The following is a 19,417-nucleotide window of genomic DNA, read 5'->3' on the forward strand; positions in this document are numbered from 1 at the left end:
GCTGATGCCACCCGCCGCGAAATTGAAATAAAAAACCCGATGCGCAGATCATCGGGTTCATTTCAATTGAGGAAATCGGGAGAATTACGCCACTTCTGACGCCGCGCTATCTAACAGCGCCATCTCTTCGCTGTTCAGCAGTTTTTCGATGTTCACCAGAATCAACATCCGGTCGCCCAGTGCGCCCAGTCCAGTGAGATATTCTGTTGAAAGCGTCACGGCAAATTCCGGTGCCGGACGAATTTGCTCCGCCGTCAATGAAAGCACGTCTGAGACGCCGTCAACCACGATGCCGACCACCCGCTGTCCGAGATTCAGGACGATAACTACCGTGTTGTCGTTATAGTCCACATCCACCTGGCTGAACTTAATTCGTAAGTCAACAATCGGCACAATAACGCCGCGCAGATTCGTGACGCCTTTGATAAACGCTGGCGTGTTCGCAATCCGTGTTACCTGATCGTAGCCACGGATCTCCTGCACTTTCAGGATATCAATACCGTACTCTTCATCACCAAGGGTAAATACCAGAAATTCCTGGCCTGACGGCTCGCTGGCCAGCTTTGTTACATTCGTCATACCGGTCATATTGTTACCTTTTTACTCATTCAGGCGGCGGTGTTCGCCATACGTTGTTCGCGGTTTATCGCCTGCAAGGCGGAGACATCAACAATCAGTGCCACGCTGCCGTCGCCAAGAATGGTCGCAGCAGAAATGCCGGGGACTTTGCGATAGTTACTTTCAAGGTTTTTAACCACAACCTGGTGTTGACCAATTAATTGATCCACCAGCAAGGCGTAGCGGCGACCGCCACTTTGTAAGATCACCACAATTCCCTGGGTGGCTTCGGTTTTCGCGCCCGCGACGTTGAACACTTTCCACAGTTCGACGATGGGCAGATATTCACCCCGCACTTCCAGCACCCGCTCGCCGCCGGCCAGTGGATGGAGATCGGCTTCACGGGGTTGCAGTGATTCCATAACAGCATTCAGCGGCAGAATGAAAACTTCATCCGCAACGCGTACGGACATGCCGTCGAGGATGGCCAGCGTCAGCGGCAGTAAAATGCGGATCGTAGTGCCAGTACCCTGCTTCGACTGGATTTCGACATGACCGCCCATCTCCTGGATATTACGTTTAACGACGTCCATGCCGACGCCGCGCCCGGAGACGTCGGTGACCTGCTCTGCCGTGGAGAAGCCAGGTGCAAATATCAGCATCGCGACTTCGTCGTCGCTCATGTTTTCGCTGACAGTCAAACCTTGCGAGGCCGCTTTTGCCAGAATTCGCTCACGGTTTAGCCCCGCCCCATCGTCGGTCACTTCAATGCAAATGTTGCCGCCCTGATGTTCGGCAGACAGAATTAAATTTCCGACGCTGTTTTTACCTGCGGCGAGCCGTTTTTCTGGCAGTTCAATACCGTGATCGAGGCTATTGCGTACCAGGTGGGTCAGCGGGTCGATAATGCGTTCTATCAGGCTTTTGTCGAGTTCAGTAGAACTGCCCACCAGCGTCAGTTCTACCTGCTTGCCGAGTTTTCCCGCCAGATCACGCACCAGCCGGGGATAGCGACTAAAAACATATTCCATCGGCATCATGCGAATCGACATCACTGATTCCTGCAAATCACGGGCGTTACGTTGTAACTGCCCCATGCTGGTTATCAAATCACCATGATTAACCGGGTCCAGTTCGCTGGAACGCTGGGCAAGCATGGACTGGGTGATAACCAGCTCGCCGACGAGGTTAATTAATTGATCAACCTTTTCTACCGCTACACGGATGCTGGTGGATTCATTGCTGCGCGTCGTTTTTTCCCGCTCCACGCGGCCGGTTGGCGCTTGTTCGGCTGCCAGTTTAAGCACTGGTGGGGTGGATATTTTTGGCGAGACTTCTACTGTTTCAAAAGTAATCTGATCGGCTTCAATCACAAAACAGAGTACCGCTGTGATGTCATCTTCGGCAATGTCGCCCGGTAATATTGCCGAGAGCGAATCCGCCCCTTTCACCACGTCAGTTAACGTTGTCAGATGTCCCAGTTCTTCTTCCAGCAGGTCGACTTCCCCGGCCTTCAGGCGCGAAAGGATAATTCGTCGCGGCGACTGACTGCGACTCTGCTCATCTTGCGGTTCACTTTTGGCAACCACACTTAATCGGGTCACTGCGGATGGCGTTTCGCCTTTCGCTTCTAATGCCAGTTGACGCAAGGCCTGGCAGATATAATCGAAGCCGGCGGCATCCGGCTCTTGCGACTGTTTATAAGCGTCGAGCTGTTCTTGCATGATGTCCTTCGTTTCCAAAAACAGATTGATAATGTCGGTGTTGAGTTGCATCTCACCTCGTCTGGCTTCATCGAGCAGGTTTTCCATCAGATGCGTGGTTTCCTGCAAAACGCTGAAGCCAAAAGTTCCTGCCCCTCCTTTGATCGAGTGGGCAGCCCGAAAGATGGCATTCAATTGTTCGGCATCTGGCGCTTCCGGCTGCAAAACCAGCAGATGCTGCTCCATGTCAGCCAACAGTTCGTCCGCTTCATCAAAAAATGTCTGATAAAAATCGCTTATATCCATGCTCACGCTGTCACCTCGGTTCGGCTGATGGCATTGTGGGAACACTGACCTGTGGTGCAACCTCAGGTTTTTCCAGGGCGCTTACTGGCTCATTCTGGCTTTCGGCGTTTTCATGCAAAATGGCCTGTTCGGCTTGTTTGTTCAGTACCAGCAGGCTGATGCGACGGTTGACGGCATCATCAGGTCCGCGATCGCTTAAGCGCATCGTTGCCGCCATGCCGACAACACGTAACACTTTGCCGCTATCCAACCCGCCGACCATCAGTTCGCGGCGGGATGCATTGGCCCGATCGGCAGAAAGCTCCCAGTTGCTGTAACCTTTCTCACCGCTGGCGTAGGGAAAATCATCGGTATGACCTGAAAGGCTAATACGGTTGGGAATACCGTTCAGTACAGGCGCGATGGCGCGCAGAATGTCGCGCATATAGGGTTCGACATCGGCACTGCCGGTTCTAAACATCGGGCGATTCTGGCTATCGATGATCTGAATACGTAGACCTTCCTGGACCAGATCGATTTTGAGATGTGGACGCAACGCCCGCAGTTTCGGATCGGACTCTATCAACTGGTCGAGATCACCCCGCAATTTCCGCAATCGACTTTGCTCCATGCGTTTTTTCAACTCTTCGATGTTCGGCTGCTTATTCACTTCCCCCTGGCTTTGGGTGTAATCATCACCACCGCCGGGAATTGGGCTTTCACTATTAGAAATGCGATCGCCGCCCGTAACCGCAGTCGCCAGTGGAGTCCGGAAGTACTCCGCAATCTGAATCAGCTCTTTTGGGCTGGAGATGGAGATCAGCCACATCACCAGAAAAAAGGCCATCATCGCAGTCATAAAGTCGGCATAAGCAATCTTCCACGATCCATGTGCTGCCCCGTGGCTTTTGGCTTTGCGTCGTTTGACGACAATAATCGGATGCGCTTGATTCTTCATGCTTCCTCGGTTGTCGTCTGTTGTTGCGGATTTTTCACCGCACGCACATGCTCTTCCAGTTCAATAAACGACGGACGTTCGCTGGAATAGAGCGTTTTGCGACCAAACTCAACGGCGATAGGCGGTGCGTAACCGTTCAGATTAGAAAGCAGAGTGACTTTGACGCACTGCATCATTTTGCTGGTTTCGGCGCTTTTCTGACGTAAAACACTCGCTAATGGGGAAATAAATCCGTAAGCCAATAAAATGCCGAGGAAAGTCCCCACCATCGCATGTGCGATAAGCGCACCCAGCTCGGCGGCAGGACGATCGGCTGAACCTAACGCGTGAACGACCCCCATTACAGCCGCGACAATACCAAACGCCGGAAGTGAGTCCCCGACCAGCGCCAGACTGTTCGCCGGGACTTCTGCCTCGCTTTCGTGCGTCTCAATCTCTTCATCCATCAGGGCTTCGATTTCGAAGGTGTTCATATGACCGCTGATAATCAGACGCAGATAATCGACGATAAAATCAAGCATGACGCTATCCGCGAGGATGCGTGGGTAGCTGGCGAAGATCTCGCTCTCACGGGGATTTTCAATATCACGTTCCAGCGAAAACATCCCCATCTGCCGCGATTTCGCCATCAACCGATAAAGCAGAGCCAGCAGATCCATATACATTGCTTTGGTGTATTTGGAGCGACGAAACAGCAACGGCAGCGCCTTCAGCGTGCCTTTAATCGCTTTGCCATTATTGCCGACGATAAACGACCCAATCCCTGCACCGGCAATAATCACCAGTTCAGCGGGTTGATAGAGTGCTCCAAGGCTTCCACCGGTCATCAAATAACCGCCGAAAACTGTACCGAGAACAACCAGGTAACCTAATAAGATAAGCACGACATCATCCTTCCACTGTTGACCATGACAGGATGTTCAGTCGTCAGGCGTTAACGCGCGATTGGGGCAAAAAAAAGCAGCGGTACGTCGTTACCGCTGCTGGAATGTTGCGCCTCACCGTATCAGTTAAACAGCCTGTACTCTCTGTTCATCCAGCAGTTGTGGGATAATATCGGCAGGATTCTGGGAAAGTTTACGTCTTTTTACTGCCCGGGATGGCGGTTGACATAAGCTGCAGGCAAAGCTGCCAACAGGCTGGTGAGCGTGGGTAATAAAATTGCCGCCGCAGCAGTTGCAGCTGGAAAGTTGCAGTAATCCACTTTCAACAAACCGCACCAATGTCCAGGCACGGGTTAATGCCAGCAGTGGTCCTTCTTCTGCTTGTGGGCACTGTTCAAGGTATAAACGGTAGGCTTTGATCACCGCATCGACGCCATTACACAAACCGGTTTTCAGTAAAAACTGCCATGCATTACAGAACATCGAAGCATGAACGTTTTGTTCCCAGGTCATAAACCAGTCGGTTGAGAATGGCAGCATGCCTTTCGGCGGTGGGCTTCCGCGCAGTTCTTTATAAAGTTTTATCAGGCGTCCGCGACTTAACTGTGTTTCGCTTTCCAGCATCTGCAAACGAGCGCCCAGGGTGATCAATTCCATTGCCAGCTGAATATCCCGCGCTTCCTGAACAATGCTTTTTTCACTCATGATCAGGCCCTTTTCTTGCGCAGCGCTTCTTCAGGCTGATTAACATCATTCAGCAAGCGTGTTGAGAGCATGATGCCGGTATGAATTTGCTGGAGATCGTCAACGCGGGAATCTTGCGTCAACTGAGTAATCGTCTGGTGGCTGTCAAAACGGAAGTGACAAACCAGTTGATTGGTTTCTGCCAGCTTAACCATTTGCGGAAGAGTCAGTGCCGCTAACGTTGTCGCCATTTCTTCATTTATGCCGAGACGAAACATAGCGGACGCTTTGTCCTGAACAATCAAACGCTGTGCAAGTAGTAAATATGACAAGTTGATGTCATAAATGTGTTTCAGCAACTCGGAGGTATGCATTATTCCCACCCAGAATAACCAACTTTATTTTTATGCGGTTTCACCGCACCCCGTGATGTCGCCGGGAAGCCCCGGTAAAAAATAATTAGCATTAGAATAGTTGCGATAAGCTGCAATAAGCAGAACCACCTTTTTGGTTTAATATGTCCTTACAAATAGAAATGGGTCTTTACACTTATCTAAGATTTTTCCTAAATCGACGCAACTGTACTCGTCACTACACGCACATACAACGGAGGGGGGCTGCGATTTTCAATAATGTGTGATGCAGATCACACAAAACACTCAATTACTTAACATAAATGTATAAGTCATACTTTTGTTTTGGGTGTATTTCAATCTGTTAAAAAGTTTTTCGCTACGCTAGCAAGCAAAAATGAAACAGGAATAATCGAAATGGGATGTTGCGCACAGTTAAAATAACTCACCGTAAATAATCATCTGCTATAAATAATCACTTTCATGCAATACCAGATAAGCTATTTTTAAACAGACACTTACCGCACAACAAACTAATTAAATACAAAGAAAGGCAACAATCAACTTAATGTTAATGAAATGTTTTACATATATTAACCACTTGTTTAATGCGGAGAATCAGTACACTATTTTCTTATAATTACATTTGAAATTATATGATCACCGGGAGTGATTGATTAATTGTCTTTACTAATAATCAGACTAATATTTACCTGTTTGACCGAGTTGGGATTGCGTCGTTTCTCCATTAGGAGTAAAGCTTTAATGTCACCTGAAGTTCACAGAATAAGGAACAGGTTATGAGCTATAGCAATATTCTTGTCGCTGTTGCGGTTACACCGGAAAGTCAGCAACTGCTGGCAAAAGCGGTATCTATCGCCAGGCCAGTAAAGGGACACATCAGTTTAATTACTCTCGCTTCCGACCCGGAAATGTACAATCAATTAGCCGCGCCGATGCTTGAAGATTTACGCAGCGTGATGCAAGAAGAAACGCAAAGCTTTCTTGATAAGTTAATTCAGGATGCGGGGTATCCCGTTGACAAGACGTTTATTGCCTACGGTGAGTTAAGCGAACATATTCTGGAAGTATGTCACAAACATCATTTCGATTTGGTGATTTGCGGTAATCACAATCACAGTTTCTTTTCGCGAGCATCCTGCTCGGCGAAAAGAGTGATTGCCTCAAGTGAGGTCGATGTGCTGTTAGTTCCACTTACGGGTGATTAACCGCTCCTACGCAAGCTTTGGAAAGGTAGCAACTTTATCGCGCTGCTGGCTTTCCGCGCTTCGCGGAACTATCTGCTTTAGGTCGCTAATGAAGCACTCCTGCCAGTGGTTAATATCGTTTTTCACGATAACGTCCAGCATTTCTGCATGACGGGAAATACGTTCCGCCAGCGACATAGTCAATGCACGATCCAGCGCAGCTGCAACTTCGTCACGATCGTAGGGGTTAACAATTAACGCCGACGTTAACTCGTTTGCCGCTCCCGCAAATTGCGAAAGAACAAGAACGCCCGGGTTGGCTGGGTCCTGAGCAGCAACATACTCTTTTGCTACCAGGTTCATCCCGTCACGCAGTGGCGTCACTAAGCCCACGTCAGAGTAGCGGAATATTTTCATCAGTAATTTACGGTCAAAATGCTGATTCAAATAATAAAGCGGCGTCCAGCCTAATTGCCCGTATTTACCATTAATTCGTCCAGCTTCATTTTCGAGCTGATGACGAATATCCTGATAGGCTTGCACATCACCACGCGACGTTGGTGCAATCTGGGTATAACGAATTTTACCATGATGCTGCGGATATTTTTCCAGCAACGCTTCATAGGCGAGAAAACGCTCTGGCAAACCTTTGGAATAATCCAGCCGTTCGACAGAAAAGATATTTTGTACGTTTTTCAGTTCCGCTTTAAGTTGCGCCAGTTTTGGCGGCAGTGGCCCGGCAGCCTGTTTGGCTATTTCTTTCGGTTCAATGCCGATCGGGTAGACTTCTGTTCGAAATGCTTTGCCCCAGGCTGTATGGCTTTTTGCGCTACGTGTCGTGACGCGGGTCAGGTTAGAAAGACAATCCAGGAACGCCAGACGATCGTTTTCTGTCTGGAAACCCAGCAAATCATAATCACAAAGCTGTTCAAGCAAGGTGTCATATGTCGGCAGCGCGTTGAAGATTTCCGGTGTCGGGAAAGGAATATGCAGAAAGAAACCAATGCGATTATTCACTCCCCGTTTGCGTAATTCATGCGCAAATGGCAACAGGTGATAATCGTGGATCCAGATAATGTCATCGTCTTGCAACAGCGGCAGTAATTTATCTGCCAGCAACGCATTTACGCGTAGATAGCCGTCCCAGGCAGGACGCTGAAATTGCACCAGATCGAGCCGATAATGAAAAGCGGGCCAGAGAACGGCATTGGAGAATTGGTTGTAGTATTCGTCAAGGTCCTGTTCGCTGAGGTTAAAAGAGGCCCACGTAATGTTACCTTTTTTCACCTTTTTTAGCGGCTGATCCTCATTCCCTGTTTCACCACTCCAGCCAAACCACAGTCCGCCTGCGGCTTTCAGTGCCCCCAGTATGCCAACGGCAAGGCCACCGGCACTGGCGGCGTGCTCGTCTGGTGGTGCAATCCGGTTAGATACTACGACTAAACGACTCATAGTCATCACTCCTGTTATTTTCTCTTTTTTGTTGTAATGCGGTGGTTATCATTTCAAGCCAGCTCCAGACATCCGGCACACCCGCCAGTCGCCATGATGCCTGAGTTGCACCTGTGCCAATTTTTACTGACATTCCGCCCAGTCGGTTAACGACTGCGAAGCCAGATTCATCGGTTAAATCATCGCCCAGAAATACGGGCGTTCGCCCGATAAAGGGAGCTTCCTGCATAAAAGCTGCAATTGCCTCACCTTTACTGGTACCTCTCGGTTTGATCTCGACAACACACTTTCCCTGCTGTAACGCCATTTGTGGCCAGATCTGAGTAATACGTTGCGCTAATGTCATTAATGCGTCTTCATGCTGCGGAGCCTGACGATAATGCAGCGCAAAAGCCATCCCTTTCGCCTCCAGCTCCGCGCCGGGATACTGAGCGATGACTGTATGCAGTTGCACGCTAATATCACGCGCAATCGCATCCGGCAGATGAACGATATGTGTTTTACCATTGATGTCACGGCGCTCCGCCCCATGCACGCCCGCTAACGGGAAGCGATAAGGTTTTGCCAGTGCGTCAAGCTCCACCATTGAGCGCCCTGATATCAATGCCAATGCACCATCACTTGCGGTTGCCAGTAGCTGTAGTCCTTGCAGAATATTGTCAGGCACGACGACCTGATCGGGATGCGGTTTGATTTCCGCCAGCGTTCCATCAAGATCAAAAAACCAGGCATATTTCGCGGATAGTTCAGGGGTTTCGGTTAACGGTTCTGTCACCCGGCTCTCCTCCTTCTCTTTTCTTATTGTTTTGCGCAGAACGCGCTTTACAGACATGTAAGTATAGACAGTGTGACGGGGGTCGCCATTTGCAATGAAGAACAGCCAACCGTTGTGGCGGCTGGCTGTGGTGGGAAAAAACGTTAAATTGTTGTGGAAAAAAGCATCAGACAGTGCGTTTCGCTTTTTGCTTGTAACGGTCGAAGATCACCGCTGCCAGCAGGATTAAGCCGCGAACCACGTACTGCGCGAAAGGAGAAATATTAAGCAGGTTCATGGCGTTTTCCACGGTGCCTAAAATTAAGATACCCGCCACCACATATGAGATTTTTCCGATGCCACCTTTCAGAGAAACGCCACCTAAAACGCAGGCGGAGATAACAATAAGCTCATAACCAATCGACGTCATTGGCTGCCCACTAGTCATACGTGAAGCCAGAATAATTCCGGCTATCGCAGATACCAGGCCAGAGAGAACAAAGATAATAATTTTGGTGCGAACAACCGGTACACCCGCCAGACGCGCAGCCTCTTCGTTCCCGCCAATCGCCAGGGTGTTACGACCAAAGGTGGTTTTATTCAGCAACAAACCAAAGATAATCAGACACGCGACGGTGAGCCAGATTGGCGCAGGCAGACCGAACCAGTTAGCGTAACCAAGGGCAAAGAAGCTTTCATCTTCGATACCGACCGCTTTACCGTCTGAAATGATGTACGCCAGACCTCGAACAATCTGCATCGTTGCCAGTGTTGTGATCAGAGCATTTATTTTCAGTTTGGCGATAACAAAGCCATTGACCAGGCCACAGAGAATGCCAAGCAGCAACCCCGCTGCCACGCCAATCCACAGGCTTTCAGTCAGGTTGATAACCACCGCCGTGGTGACACCCGCACAGGCAATTACGGAGGCGACAGAAAGGTCAAAGTCACCGGAAGCAAGGCAGAACAACATGCCACACGCCACCATCCCCGACATGGAAATTGCCAGGCCCAACCCTTTCATATTAATGAAGGTGGCAAAATTTGGGACAAAAATGGCACAGGCGATAAAGAGCACCGCAAACACCACCAGCATGCCGTACTGATCCCAGATACGCCCGAAGCTGAATGACGACTTAGGTGCGCCAGACCCCGATGTAGAAACAGAAGACATCATACTCTCCTTACTCAGGCAACTGCCTGGCTGACTTTAGGCATCGCAAGGCTCAGTGCCTGACGCTCATCTGCCTGCTCGTGTAACAATTCACCGGCGATTTCACCTTCCCGCATCACCACAATCCGGTCGGCAACGCCGAGGACTTCAGGTAAGTCGCTGGAGGCAAACAGCACCGCCACACCCTGCGCCGCCAGCGCATAAATCACGTTGTAAATTTCATGCTTAGCACCAACATCAATGCCGCGCGTAGGTTCATCCAGCAAAATGACCTTCATCTCTTCCGATAACCAGCGGCCCAGAATGGCTTTTTGCTGATTTCCGCCTGAGAGATTCATGATCAGTTGCTCAGCGCCCGGCGTTTTGATGTTGAGCGAACGAATGTGGTGATCGGCATTGTTTTCTTCCCAACCGTTGTTGATTACACAACCGCCGAGCACATGTTTACGTCTGGCACTGATGTTGATATTGTCGCGAACGGAGTGCACGGGAATAATGCCTTCCGCTTTGCGATCTTCCGGGCAGAGCATCATGCCTGCGGCAATGGCGTGGCTCGGTTTACGAATATCGATCGGCTGTTGGTCGATATAAACCTGACCGGCGGTGATTTGCGTCCCGCCAAACAAGCCTTTCATTAATTCGCTACGCCCCGCTCCTACCAGACCAAACAGCCCAACAATTTCACCACTGCGAACCGCCAGACTTATTGGCGTACGCACGCCTGGTGCTTTCACAGCATCAAGACGCAGGCGCTCCTCGCCATAACTACGAGGTTGCCAGCCGTAGATATCGCCAATGTCGCGCCCGACCATCGCCTGCACCAGCGCGTCGTGGTCAACCTGCTGCATATCGGTAAAGGTTTTGACATAACGTCCATCTTTAAAGACAGTGATGGCATCGCTGAGGGCAAATATTTCTTCCATACGGTGAGAAACGTATAAGATCACCCGCCCCTCTTTTCGCAGTTCACGAATAACGCGGAAAAGATTGTCGATTTCGCGGGCAGAAAGGGAGCTGGTTGGCTCATCAAAGGCGATAATTTTAGCGTTACGCGCCAGCGCCTTGGCGATTTCAACCATCTGCCACTGACCAATGGAGAGATATTTCAGCGGCGTGTCCGGGTCAATATCCATACCAAGATGTTTAAGTTGTAAACCCGCCTCATAATTCAGCAATGAGCGATTCACAATGCCGCCTTTATGCGGCAGCTGGCCGAGATAGATGTTTTCCGCGACGGTCATTTCCGGCACGAGATGCAGTTCCTGGTAAATAATCGCCACACCCGCATTAAGTGCTGCGGTCGTGTCGGAAAAGGACATTTCCTGCCCATTAATCACTACAGAACCCGTGGTTGGCGCATAGTTGCCGCTGAGGATTTTTAAGAGAGTTGATTTTCCTGCGCCATTTTCACCCATCAACGCATGAACCTGACCGGCATAGCAGTCAAAACTAATATCCGTCAGCGCCTTAACGCCGGGAAACGTTTTACCGATGCCGCGAAATGAGAGATACGGGGTAGACTGTTGCATAACGTCTCCGTGAATCACTGGTCGTTCACACCCCCTCTGCATCATGCAGAGGGGAATTTTTCCGGCAAATTACTTACCGCCTAAACCTTTTTTCTCCAGTTCTTCTTTAAAGTTGTCACGCGTGATCAGTACCACGTCGGTAACTTCGGTAAATTTTGGCGGTTCAACGTCTTTTGCTACCCAGTTGTAAAGCATTTCGCTGGATTTATAGCCATGTACGTCCGGGCTTGGCAGCAGGGAACCGTAGAAGCCGGTTGCCTGTGCTTTAGACAGTTCGCTCACCGCATCCACACCGTTAATGCCAATGCCGATGATATCGGCCGCTTTAAAGCCCTGACCTTCCGTCGCGCGTACGCCGCCCAGCACGGTGCTGTCGTTCATACCGACGATCAGCCAATGTTTAACTTCCGGATGTTGAACCAGCATTGAGTTGGCAGCGTCAAATGCCCCCGGGATGTCGTTAGATTTGGTAGGTACCTGATAAATTTGTTTTTCCGGGAATCCGGCCGCTTTCAGCGCATCCATAGATCCCGTAGTACGGCGGCGGGCGGTATCCAGTTCGTTGGCGGTAATCGCCATCACCGCGCTTTCTTTGACATCCCAGCCACGTTTCTGCATCTCTTTATACAGTTCCTGGCCCTGACGTTCGCCAATTTTAGTCGCCGCCATCATCACCAGCGGAACGGTATCCATTGGCTTACCTTTGGCGTTAACAAACTGGTCATCCACGGCAATGACTTTCATATCGTAGCCACGCGCTTTCGCGACGATGGCAGAGCCGAGTTTGGGGTCCGGAGTACAAATAACGAAACCTTTTGCGCCACTGGCAGCCAGGCTGTCGATCGCGTTCAATGTTTTTTCGCCATCCGGCACGGCAATCTTAATAACCTCAAACCCTAAATCCTTCCCGGCTTTATCGGCAAACTTCCATTCGGTCTGGAACCACGGCTCTTCCGGTTGCTTCACCAGAAAACCGAGCTTCAGGTTCTCCGCCATAGCGGATTGTGACATAACGGCTGCCAGACCAATGGCTGCCAGGGCTTTAGTAAATTTGTGCATGGTTCTCTCCAGCTTTAGTGTCGTTTTGTGTAGGGCAAAAACGAATGACTTTCGTTAAATTAATCGGAAAACAAAGCATTACCTTTTATCTAAAAGATAAGTGACCGTGTTGACATAGTTTTAGCGAGAAATTAATTCTCCATAGGAGAGCAATATCACATCGCAGAATTACAGTGAGAACGTGCATAAATTTAGCGGGAAAAGACATAAGGGAAAGCCAATTTGTCAGACAAATTGTCGAATGCACAGCAGATTAATCCATAAGATTAGCCTGGAAATCCTTGTTGTCTTTGGTACCCATGCGGGATGTCTTCTTTTTAACCAGTCAATAGGCCGCATTACCTGGCGTTGAGTTTTTGAAATGGTGTAATAACCGCAACTCAAAGATGTGGAAAATGCACGTCATTCATTTCGCCATTAATTATCACTGTGCTCATTAATTAACAGAACACGTATAATGAGAGCCATCTCGCAAAAATGAAAAAACGTTTTATAAAATCATCACTTCATCATGAATTCAAATTCATTGATTAATATCAATAAGATACAAAAAGCACTATCATTAAAATTCATTGCAGTTACATTGATTTCATCAATGAAATGTAAAAATATATAAACTTGATGATTTAAGCATTTTCTTATACCCCTTCAGACGTTATTCTTATTTCAGATCATCGTCAGAATTGACTCCACGATCACATTTCGGACCGGCAGAAAGGAATTATTCTGCAAACAGTAATTATGGTGTTTTGATTTATCTTGCACCTCTCCACTTCTGGATATAAGGATATTAGGTATGGCAACCGCTGGAATGCTTCTCAAACTCAACTCTCAAATGAACCGCGAGTTTTACGCATCCAATCTCTACCTTCACCTGAGTAACTGGTGTTCTGAACAGAGTCTGAACGGCACCGCCACTTTCCTTCGCGCCCAGGCACAGAGTAATGTGACCCAAATGATGCGCATGTTTAACTTTATGAAGAGTGTCGGCGCTACCCCCATCGTTAAAGCCATTGATGTTCCCGGTGAAAAACTGAACTCTCTGGAAGAACTGTTCCAAAAAACGATGGAAGAATACGAGCAACGTTCTAGTACGTTGGCACAGTTAGCCGATGAAGCGAAAGAACTGAATGATGATTCAACCGTCAATTTCCTGCGCGATCTGGAAAAAGAACAGCAGCATGATGGTCTGTTGCTGCAAACCATTCTTGATGAAGTGCGCAGTGCGAAACTTGCGGGTATGTGCCCTGTGCAGACCGACCAACATGTTCTGAATGTCGTGTCACACCAGCTGCATTGATCATCATCGGCGCTAATGCATTGCGCCGATGAAGGTTTTGAGAAACCGCTGCCTCATCTGTTTGAAGCAGCGTTTTTTTTAATGGGATTCACCCTGTGGGGTAAACTTGAGTTCAATAAGCGCGATGGCTTTTTGGATTGCCCGCATGGTGACCGGGTCTGCGGCGGCGGGATGGTTAGTAAAGTCGATATTCTTCAGCTGACTGGACATTTTTTCACGAACTTCAACGGGCGCGATTACATCGAGAACATCCAGAATTTGTTTGATAACCAACTGGCAAGCAACCACATCAGAAACCAGTTCCTGATCGGCATTCAGCGGCTGGGACATCGTAAACTCCTGATAGCATTTTGAAAGCCGTTATAGTAGCGGCTTCACATCTTCAGCGATAGTCACATCCACCGTCATCAGGACACAAAAAAACCTGCCGGAGCAGGTTTTTTGTTATCGGAACATATTGCCTGGCGGTACGTCTTTGAACGTCTTGCAATAGTTATTGAACATACTTTTCAGGATTTTGCGCAGTTTCATCGCGGCACTCCGACCATTTGTTATACAGGTGTTATTGTCTTTGCGCTTATAATATGACAACCATCACAAAAATCAATCTTTATGTGATACAAATCACATAAATACCCCTTTAATGTTATAAAAATGATAATCAAAAAACAGCCCCCCCTATTTCTGACACCTACAGATGGCAAGAAATAGCGCCTGCCAGGCGTCTTTTCCGGCCATTGTCGCAGCACTGTAACGCGTAAAATAGTGCTTTCTCTTACTCTTCTGGCTGGACCATGAGACTTCTGATTCTGACTCTTTCATTAATAACGCTGGCGGGGTGTACGGTTACTCGCCAGGCCCATGTGAGCGAAGTTGACGCGGCAACAGGTATTGTACGGTTAGTTTATGACCAGGCTTTTTTGCAGCATGCCCATACCGATCGTTATGTCAGTCGCGGGATCGCCGATCGCGCATGCCAGCAGGAAGGCTATACCCACGCGGTCCCCTTTGGTCAGCCAGTAGGCAACTGTAGCCTTTTTGCGGGTTCCTTATGTTTGAATACGGAATTCACTTTGTCATATCAGTGCCATCATTCCGCCTTCCCTGTCTTTCTCTAAATATTTTAATCAGCGAGGGGATCTTCGCTGATTAAAGAAATAGCGGTAATGCGTTTTATTCCCATTCGTATTTTTAATAATTGAAGTTTATATTTTACCTTTTGCAAATAATAAAATAACAAATTATAGTGACGCCACAGCAACAAATATAACCTTTGTGGAGCACTATCATGCTGAAACCAGAAATGATTGAAAAACTTAATGAGCAGATGAACCTGGAACTGTACTCTTCACTGCTTTATCAGCAAATGAGCGCCTGGTGCAGCTATCATACCTTCGAAGGTGCTGCCGCGTTCCTGCGCCGTCACGCCCAGGAAGAGATGACGCATATGCAGCGTCTGTTTGATTACCTGACTGATACCGGCAATTTAAGGTGCTGCCGCGTTCCTGCGCCGTCACGCCCAGGAAGAGATGACGCATATGCAGCGTCTGTTTGATTACCTGACTGATACCGGCAATTTACCGCGTATTAATACCGTTGAATCTCCGTTTGCTGAATATTCCTCACTTGATGAATTATTCCAGGAAACCTATAAACACGAACAATTAATCACCCAGAAAATTAACGAACTGGCTCATGCTGCAATGACCAATCAGGACTACCCAACATTTAATTTCCTGCAATGGTATGTTTCTGAGCAGCATGAAGAAGAGAAACTGTTCAAATCGATTATTGATAAATTAAGCCTGGCAGGCAAAAGCGGCGAAGGTCTGTATTTTATCGACAAAGAACTCTCTACCCTCGACACACAAAACTAATGCTCTCCGGCGGCAGGTTTACTGCCGCCGTTTCAAATCAGTGACGGCAAATCTTACTCTGATCGGTCGAAAAACCGTCTTCCGAAGGTATAAATTTGCCTTTTGCTGCCAGAAACGCTACCAGCTCTCCCGCAGTCATCCCTTCTGCCGAGCAGGTGTGAAAACGTGCCTGTTCACCAAAACGCGCTTTAATCGCAGCTTCCAGACTGGCATGCGTATATTGCTCGCCTGATTCAATCATCATATTTAACACTTCATGACCGTGAATAGAGTCCATCGTTCCTCCTCAAAAAAAAGCCTAGCGTAGCGATTACCGCTTATGAAGACTTTGCGCCAGCGCAGGACTGAATGCTTTTATTGTACATTTATATTTACACCATATGTAACGTCGGTTTGACGAAGCAGCCGTTATGCCTTAACCTGCGCCGCAGATATCACTCATAAAGATCGTCAGGACAGAAGAAAGCGTGAAAAACAGAACCCTGGGAAGTGTTTTTATCGTGGCGGGAACCACAATTGGCGCAGGCATGCTGGCAATGCCGCTGGCTGCGGCAGGTGTTGGTTTTAGCGTCACGTTAATCTTGTTGATTGGGCTTTGGGCGTTGATGTGCTACACGGCGCTATTACTGCTGGAGGTGTACCAGCATGTTCCGGCAGATACCGGTCTTGGCACGCTGGCAAAACGCTATCTGGGACGCTACGGTCAATGGCTGACGGGCTTCAGTATGATGTTCTTAATGTATGCTCTGACTGCGGCATACATCAGCGGTGCCGGTGAATTGTTGGCCTCCAGCATCAGCGACTGGACAGGTATTTCTATGTCGGCAACCGCTGGCGTGCTGTTGTTCACTTTTGTTGCCGGTGGCGTGGTTTGTGTCGGAACTTCACTGGTCGATTTATTTAACCGTTTTCTGTTCAGCGCCAAGATTATTTTTCTGGTGGTAATGCTGGTACTACTGCTGCCGCATATTCACAAAGTGAATCTTTTAACCCTGCCGTTGCAACAGGGGCTGGCTCTGTCTGCAATCCCGGTGATTTTTACGTCGTTTGGTTTTCACGGTAGCGTGCCGAGTATTGTCAGCTATATGGATGGCAACATTCGTAAGCTACGCTGGGTGTTTATAATCGGTAGTGCGATCCCCCTGGTGGCATATATTTTCTGGCAGGTGGCGACGCTTGGCAGCATTGATTCAACAACCTTTATGGGATTGCTGGCTAATCATGCTGGATTAAACGGGCTGTTACAGGCGTTACGCGAAATGGTGGCCTCTCCGCATGTTGAGCTGGCAGTGCATTTATTTGCTGATTTAGCCCTCGCCACGTCATTTCTCGGCGTTGCGTTAGGCTTATTTGATTATCTGGCTGATTTATTTCAGCGTTCAAATACCGTTGGTGGACGGTTGCAAACTGGTGCAATTACGTTTCTGCCGCCGTTGGCGTTTGCACTGTTTTATCCACGAGGATTTGTGATGGCGCTGGGTTACGCCGGTGTGGCGCTGGCGGTACTGGCATTGATTATCCCTTCGCTGTTGACCTGGCAAAGCAGAAAGCACAATCCTCAGGCGGGTTACCGGGTCAAAGGTGGTCGTCCGGCGCTGGTGGTGGTGTTTCTCTGTGGTATTGCTGTGATTGGCGTGCAATTTTTGATTGCGGCAGGGTTGTTACCAGAAGTGGGGTGATCAGATAGCCTCAAATTCCTTATTGGGTGCCAGAATTAACGCTGACACCCAATTTGGCCTCTTAATGCAGGCAGCACTGCTTAAATTTCTTACCACTACCGCACGGGCAAGGATCGTTACGCCCCGGTTTCTCTTCTGCTTTGATCGGTTGCTGAACAGCTTTTTCCTGCGGATGCGCCATCCAGTACGCATGTAGATCAAGCGCCGCCAGTCGAATGGCATCTACGCTCTCTTCAAACGCTTCTGGCGACATCTTTTCTACCCGCTCGAAGTTTTCCTCAGTACCGTGCAGCGCAATCGCCTCCAGCGCTGGTTTTAACGAATCGGGCAACGTTGACCAGTCAGAAAGTGCCACGCCCCGCATATAACCAAAGCACCACTCCTCAACAATCGTCAGCTCGCTGCCATCAACTTCTCGCAAGCCGAATAACGGCTCAAACTGCTCCGGGAATTCGTTCAGACGCTCTGCGGTATCGGCCATATGTTGAAAAGCCAGATTCATAAAGCGCGTCATCTCTTTCTCTGACGCCCAGCGCGGCACATAGTCAGCCCCACCCCACACGGCAACCAGCCACTGTTCCGGTTCAATCTCTTGCGGAGAACTCAACACCGCCGTCAATAAACCGTCCAGCTCCGCCACATCAAGGATGGCGTGGTCAGTGTTGTATTTGGTCAGAATATCGTCCAGCCATTCCAACTCACTTTCGTTTAACGGTCCCGTTTTCATACGCTTTTCCTTGTGGATCTCAACTCGCCAGCACCTATCTTACATGCCGGTCCGTATCAGAGATACTTTTTGAGTGGCTTTGCTGGTGATTAAAAATTAAGGAGGGTGTAACGACAAGTTGCAGGCACAAAAAAACCACCCGAAGGTGGTTTCACGACACTGCTTATTGCTTTGATTTTATTCTTATCTTTCCCATGGTACCCGGAGCGGGACTTGAACCCGCACAGCGCGAACGCCGAGGGATTTTAAATCCCTTGTGTCTACCGATTCCACCATCCGGGCTCGGGAAGAAAGTGGAGGCGCGTTCCGGAGTCGAACCGGACTAGACGGATTTGCAATCCGCTACATAACCGCTTTGTTAACGCGCCAAATTCTTCAGGCCTTTCAGCCAGACATCCGCTTGACGCCGATGTCTTTTAAACTGGAGCGGGAAACGAGACTCGAACTCGCGACCCCGACCTTGGCAAGGTCGTGCTCTACCAACTGAGCTATTCCCGCATTCATCAAGCAATCAGTTAATCACTTGATTTTATTATCGTCTGGCAATCAGTGCCGCCGTTCGATGCGTTGCATTCTACTTACCTGGCGCGATGAGTCAACGATATTTTTCACCACTTTTGATCGTTTGCTGAAAATTACGCCGAAACGATCACTGATCAAGCAAATCTGCACGCGCAGCGCTCAAATATTGCAACATTGACCACAGAGTCAGTACCGCAGCCACAAAGAAAAGTGCAATACCGGCGTACTCAACCCAAATGTTCGGACGCCACAGCAGCCATGCCAACGCCACCATCTGGGCCGTAGTTTTCACTTTCCCAATCCAGGAGACGGCCACGCTACTGCGTTTACCCAACTCCGCCATCCATTCGCGTAGCGCAGAAATAATAATTTCACGGGCGATCATCGTTGCCGCCGGTAATGTCACCCACCAGCTGTGATAATGCTCGGTTACCAGCACCATGGCGATAGCCACGAGAACTTTATCTGCCACAGGGTCAAGGAAAGCACCAAACCGGGTACTCTGGTTCCAGCGGCGTGCCAGAAAACCATCGAACCAGTCAGTCACCGCCGCGACGCAGAAAATGAGCGCGGCGGCAAACGGCGACCAGGTGACAGGCAGATAAAAGACCAATACAAAGAATGGGATAAGGATGACACGGAACAGTGTAAGCAACGTAGGGATATTAAATTGCATAATGACGGGTAACTATCTGTTGTCAGTAAGATTAC

The 19,417-nt window shown here is 48.9% G+C and carries 20 protein-coding genes, 3 tRNA genes and 1 pseudogene; 5 read left to right on the forward strand and 19 right to left on the reverse strand.

Features of this window, described 5'->3' with window-relative positions:
* Window positions 1-84: 84 nt before the first annotated feature.
* The 6 genes from cheW to flhD all read right to left on the reverse strand — a co-directional run bounded on the left by cheW (window position 85) and on the right by flhD (window position 5,446).
* Window positions 85-588, reverse strand: a complete 504-nt coding sequence (cheW, locus tag ACJHXA_RS08190) for a chemotaxis protein CheW (protein WP_000147302.1) — start codon at window positions 586-588, stop codon at window positions 85-87.
* A 20-nt stretch (window positions 589-608) separates the two neighbouring features.
* Complete coding sequence (gene cheA / locus ACJHXA_RS08195; RefSeq protein WP_240756491.1) at window positions 609-2,573, reverse strand: chemotaxis protein CheA; 1,965 nt, start codon at window positions 2,571-2,573, stop codon at window positions 609-611.
* 4 nt (window positions 2,574-2,577) lie between these two features.
* Window positions 2,578-3,504: a flagellar motor protein MotB gene (gene motB, locus ACJHXA_RS08200; protein ID WP_000795630.1), complete on the reverse strand. Its 927-nt coding sequence runs from the start codon at window positions 3,502-3,504 to the stop codon at window positions 2,578-2,580.
* On the reverse strand, window positions 3,501-4,388 hold the full coding sequence (gene motA, locus ACJHXA_RS08205; RefSeq protein WP_000906336.1) for a flagellar motor stator protein MotA: 888 nt from the start codon (window positions 4,386-4,388) through the stop codon (window positions 3,501-3,503). Before motA ends, motB begins: the two co-directional genes overlap by 4 nt.
* Window positions 4,389-4,514: 126 nt before the next feature.
* Complete coding sequence (gene flhC, locus ACJHXA_RS08210) at window positions 4,515-5,093, reverse strand: flagellar transcriptional regulator FlhC (protein WP_001291603.1); 579 nt, start codon at window positions 5,091-5,093, stop codon at window positions 4,515-4,517.
* A 2-nt stretch (window positions 5,094-5,095) separates the two neighbouring features.
* The gene (gene flhD / locus ACJHXA_RS08215) at window positions 5,096-5,446 is read right to left on the reverse strand and encodes a flagellar transcriptional regulator FlhD (RefSeq protein WP_001295647.1); all 351 of its coding nucleotides are present in this window, start codon (window positions 5,444-5,446) and stop codon (window positions 5,096-5,098) included.
* Window positions 5,447-6,225: 779 nt separating this feature from the next.
* Here flhD and uspC point away from each other — a divergent pair.
* Window positions 6,226-6,654 (forward strand): universal stress protein UspC, encoded by a 429-nt coding sequence (gene uspC / locus ACJHXA_RS08220; RefSeq protein ID WP_000122426.1) that lies wholly within the window; start codon window positions 6,226-6,228, stop codon window positions 6,652-6,654.
* A gap of 6 nt (window positions 6,655-6,660) precedes the next feature.
* Here the strand turns inward: uspC and otsA are convergent, their stop codons facing one another.
* The 5 genes from otsA to araF all read right to left on the reverse strand — a co-directional run bounded on the left by otsA (window position 6,661) and on the right by araF (window position 12,601).
* Entirely contained in the window at window positions 6,661-8,085 is a 1,425-nt protein-coding gene (gene otsA, locus ACJHXA_RS08225; RefSeq protein ID WP_001295646.1) for an alpha,alpha-trehalose-phosphate synthase, read from the reverse strand.
* Complete coding sequence (otsB, locus tag ACJHXA_RS08230) at window positions 8,060-8,860, reverse strand: trehalose-phosphatase (RefSeq protein WP_001295645.1); 801 nt, start codon at window positions 8,858-8,860, stop codon at window positions 8,060-8,062. Before otsB ends, otsA begins: the two co-directional genes overlap by 26 nt.
* A 166-nt stretch (window positions 8,861-9,026) precedes the next feature.
* The gene (gene araH / locus ACJHXA_RS08235; protein WP_000100203.1) at window positions 9,027-10,013 is read right to left on the reverse strand and encodes an arabinose ABC transporter permease AraH; all 987 of its coding nucleotides are present in this window, start codon (window positions 10,011-10,013) and stop codon (window positions 9,027-9,029) included.
* A gap of 14 nt (window positions 10,014-10,027) precedes the next feature.
* On the reverse strand, window positions 10,028-11,542 hold the full coding sequence (gene araG, locus ACJHXA_RS08240; RefSeq protein WP_001187810.1) for an arabinose ABC transporter ATP-binding protein AraG: 1,515 nt from the start codon (window positions 11,540-11,542) through the stop codon (window positions 10,028-10,030).
* Window positions 11,543-11,611: 69 nt separating this feature from the next.
* Entirely contained in the window at window positions 11,612-12,601 is a 990-nt protein-coding gene (gene araF / locus ACJHXA_RS08245; protein WP_000548675.1) for an arabinose ABC transporter substrate-binding protein AraF, read from the reverse strand.
* Window positions 12,602-13,397: 796 nt separating this feature from the next.
* On the opposite strand from araF, the gene ACJHXA_RS08250 reads away from it, so the two are divergent.
* Window positions 13,398-13,901: a non-heme ferritin-like protein gene (locus ACJHXA_RS08250; RefSeq protein WP_000179469.1), complete on the forward strand. Its 504-nt coding sequence runs from the start codon at window positions 13,398-13,400 to the stop codon at window positions 13,899-13,901.
* Window positions 13,902-13,979: 78 nt separating this feature from the next.
* Here ACJHXA_RS08250 and yecJ read toward each other — a convergent pair whose 3' ends face one another.
* Together yecJ and azuC are read right to left on the reverse strand one after the other, a co-directional pair.
* A complete protein-coding gene (gene yecJ / locus ACJHXA_RS08255; RefSeq protein WP_000082127.1) occupies window positions 13,980-14,231 on the reverse strand; it encodes a DUF2766 family protein YecJ in 252 nt (83 codons plus the stop codon).
* 114 nt (window positions 14,232-14,345) lie between these two features.
* Entirely contained in the window at window positions 14,346-14,432 is an 87-nt protein-coding gene (azuC, locus tag ACJHXA_RS08260; protein WP_010723106.1) for a stress response protein AzuC, read from the reverse strand.
* Between the two features lie 263 nt (window positions 14,433-14,695).
* Between azuC and ACJHXA_RS08265 the strand changes: the two genes are divergently transcribed.
* Together ACJHXA_RS08265 and ftnA are read left to right on the forward strand one after the other, a co-directional pair.
* Window positions 14,696-15,019, forward strand: a complete 324-nt coding sequence (locus ACJHXA_RS08265; RefSeq protein ID WP_001237869.1) for a YecR-like lipofamily protein — start codon at window positions 14,696-14,698, stop codon at window positions 15,017-15,019.
* Window positions 15,020-15,189: 170 nt separating this feature from the next.
* Window positions 15,190-15,778 (forward strand): annotated as a pseudogene (gene ftnA, locus ACJHXA_RS08270) (non-heme ferritin).
* A 37-nt stretch (window positions 15,779-15,815) separates the two neighbouring features.
* Here ftnA and ACJHXA_RS08275 read toward each other — a convergent pair.
* On the reverse strand, window positions 15,816-16,055 hold the full coding sequence (locus ACJHXA_RS08275; RefSeq protein WP_000377223.1) for a YecH family metal-binding protein: 240 nt from the start codon (window positions 16,053-16,055) through the stop codon (window positions 15,816-15,818).
* A gap of 190 nt (window positions 16,056-16,245) precedes the next feature.
* Here ACJHXA_RS08275 and tyrP point away from each other — a divergent pair, with 190 nt between their 5' ends.
* On the forward strand, window positions 16,246-17,457 hold the full coding sequence (gene tyrP, locus ACJHXA_RS08280; protein ID WP_000797560.1) for a tyrosine transporter TyrP: 1,212 nt from the start codon (window positions 16,246-16,248) through the stop codon (window positions 17,455-17,457).
* Window positions 17,458-17,518: 61 nt separating this feature from the next.
* On the opposite strand, the gene yecA is transcribed toward tyrP, so the two are convergent.
* The 5 genes from yecA to pgsA all read right to left on the reverse strand — a co-directional run bounded on the left by yecA (window position 17,519) and on the right by pgsA (window position 19,382).
* Window positions 17,519-18,184, reverse strand: a complete 666-nt coding sequence (yecA, locus tag ACJHXA_RS08285) for a UPF0149 family protein YecA (RefSeq protein ID WP_000847902.1) — start codon at window positions 18,182-18,184, stop codon at window positions 17,519-17,521.
* 195 nt (window positions 18,185-18,379) lie between these two features.
* Window positions 18,380-18,466: transfer RNA gene (locus ACJHXA_RS08290), tRNA-Leu, on the reverse strand.
* Window positions 18,467-18,478: 12 nt separating this feature from the next.
* Window positions 18,479-18,552, reverse strand: a tRNA-Cys gene (locus tag ACJHXA_RS08295).
* 54 nt (window positions 18,553-18,606) lie between these two features.
* Window positions 18,607-18,682: transfer RNA gene (locus ACJHXA_RS08300), tRNA-Gly, on the reverse strand.
* Window positions 18,683-18,833: 151 nt separating this feature from the next.
* Window positions 18,834-19,382 carry a CDP-diacylglycerol--glycerol-3-phosphate 3-phosphatidyltransferase gene (gene pgsA / locus ACJHXA_RS08305; RefSeq protein WP_001160187.1) on the reverse strand — a complete coding sequence of 183 codons (549 nt, stop codon included), beginning with the start codon at window positions 19,380-19,382 and terminating at the stop codon, window positions 18,834-18,836.
* Window positions 19,383-19,417: the final 35 nt, after the last annotated feature.

Origin of the sequence: Escherichia sp. WS33 (genome assembly GCF_046486385.1) — a bacterium.
Lineage (GTDB): Bacteria > Pseudomonadota > Gammaproteobacteria > Enterobacterales > Enterobacteriaceae > ECMA0423.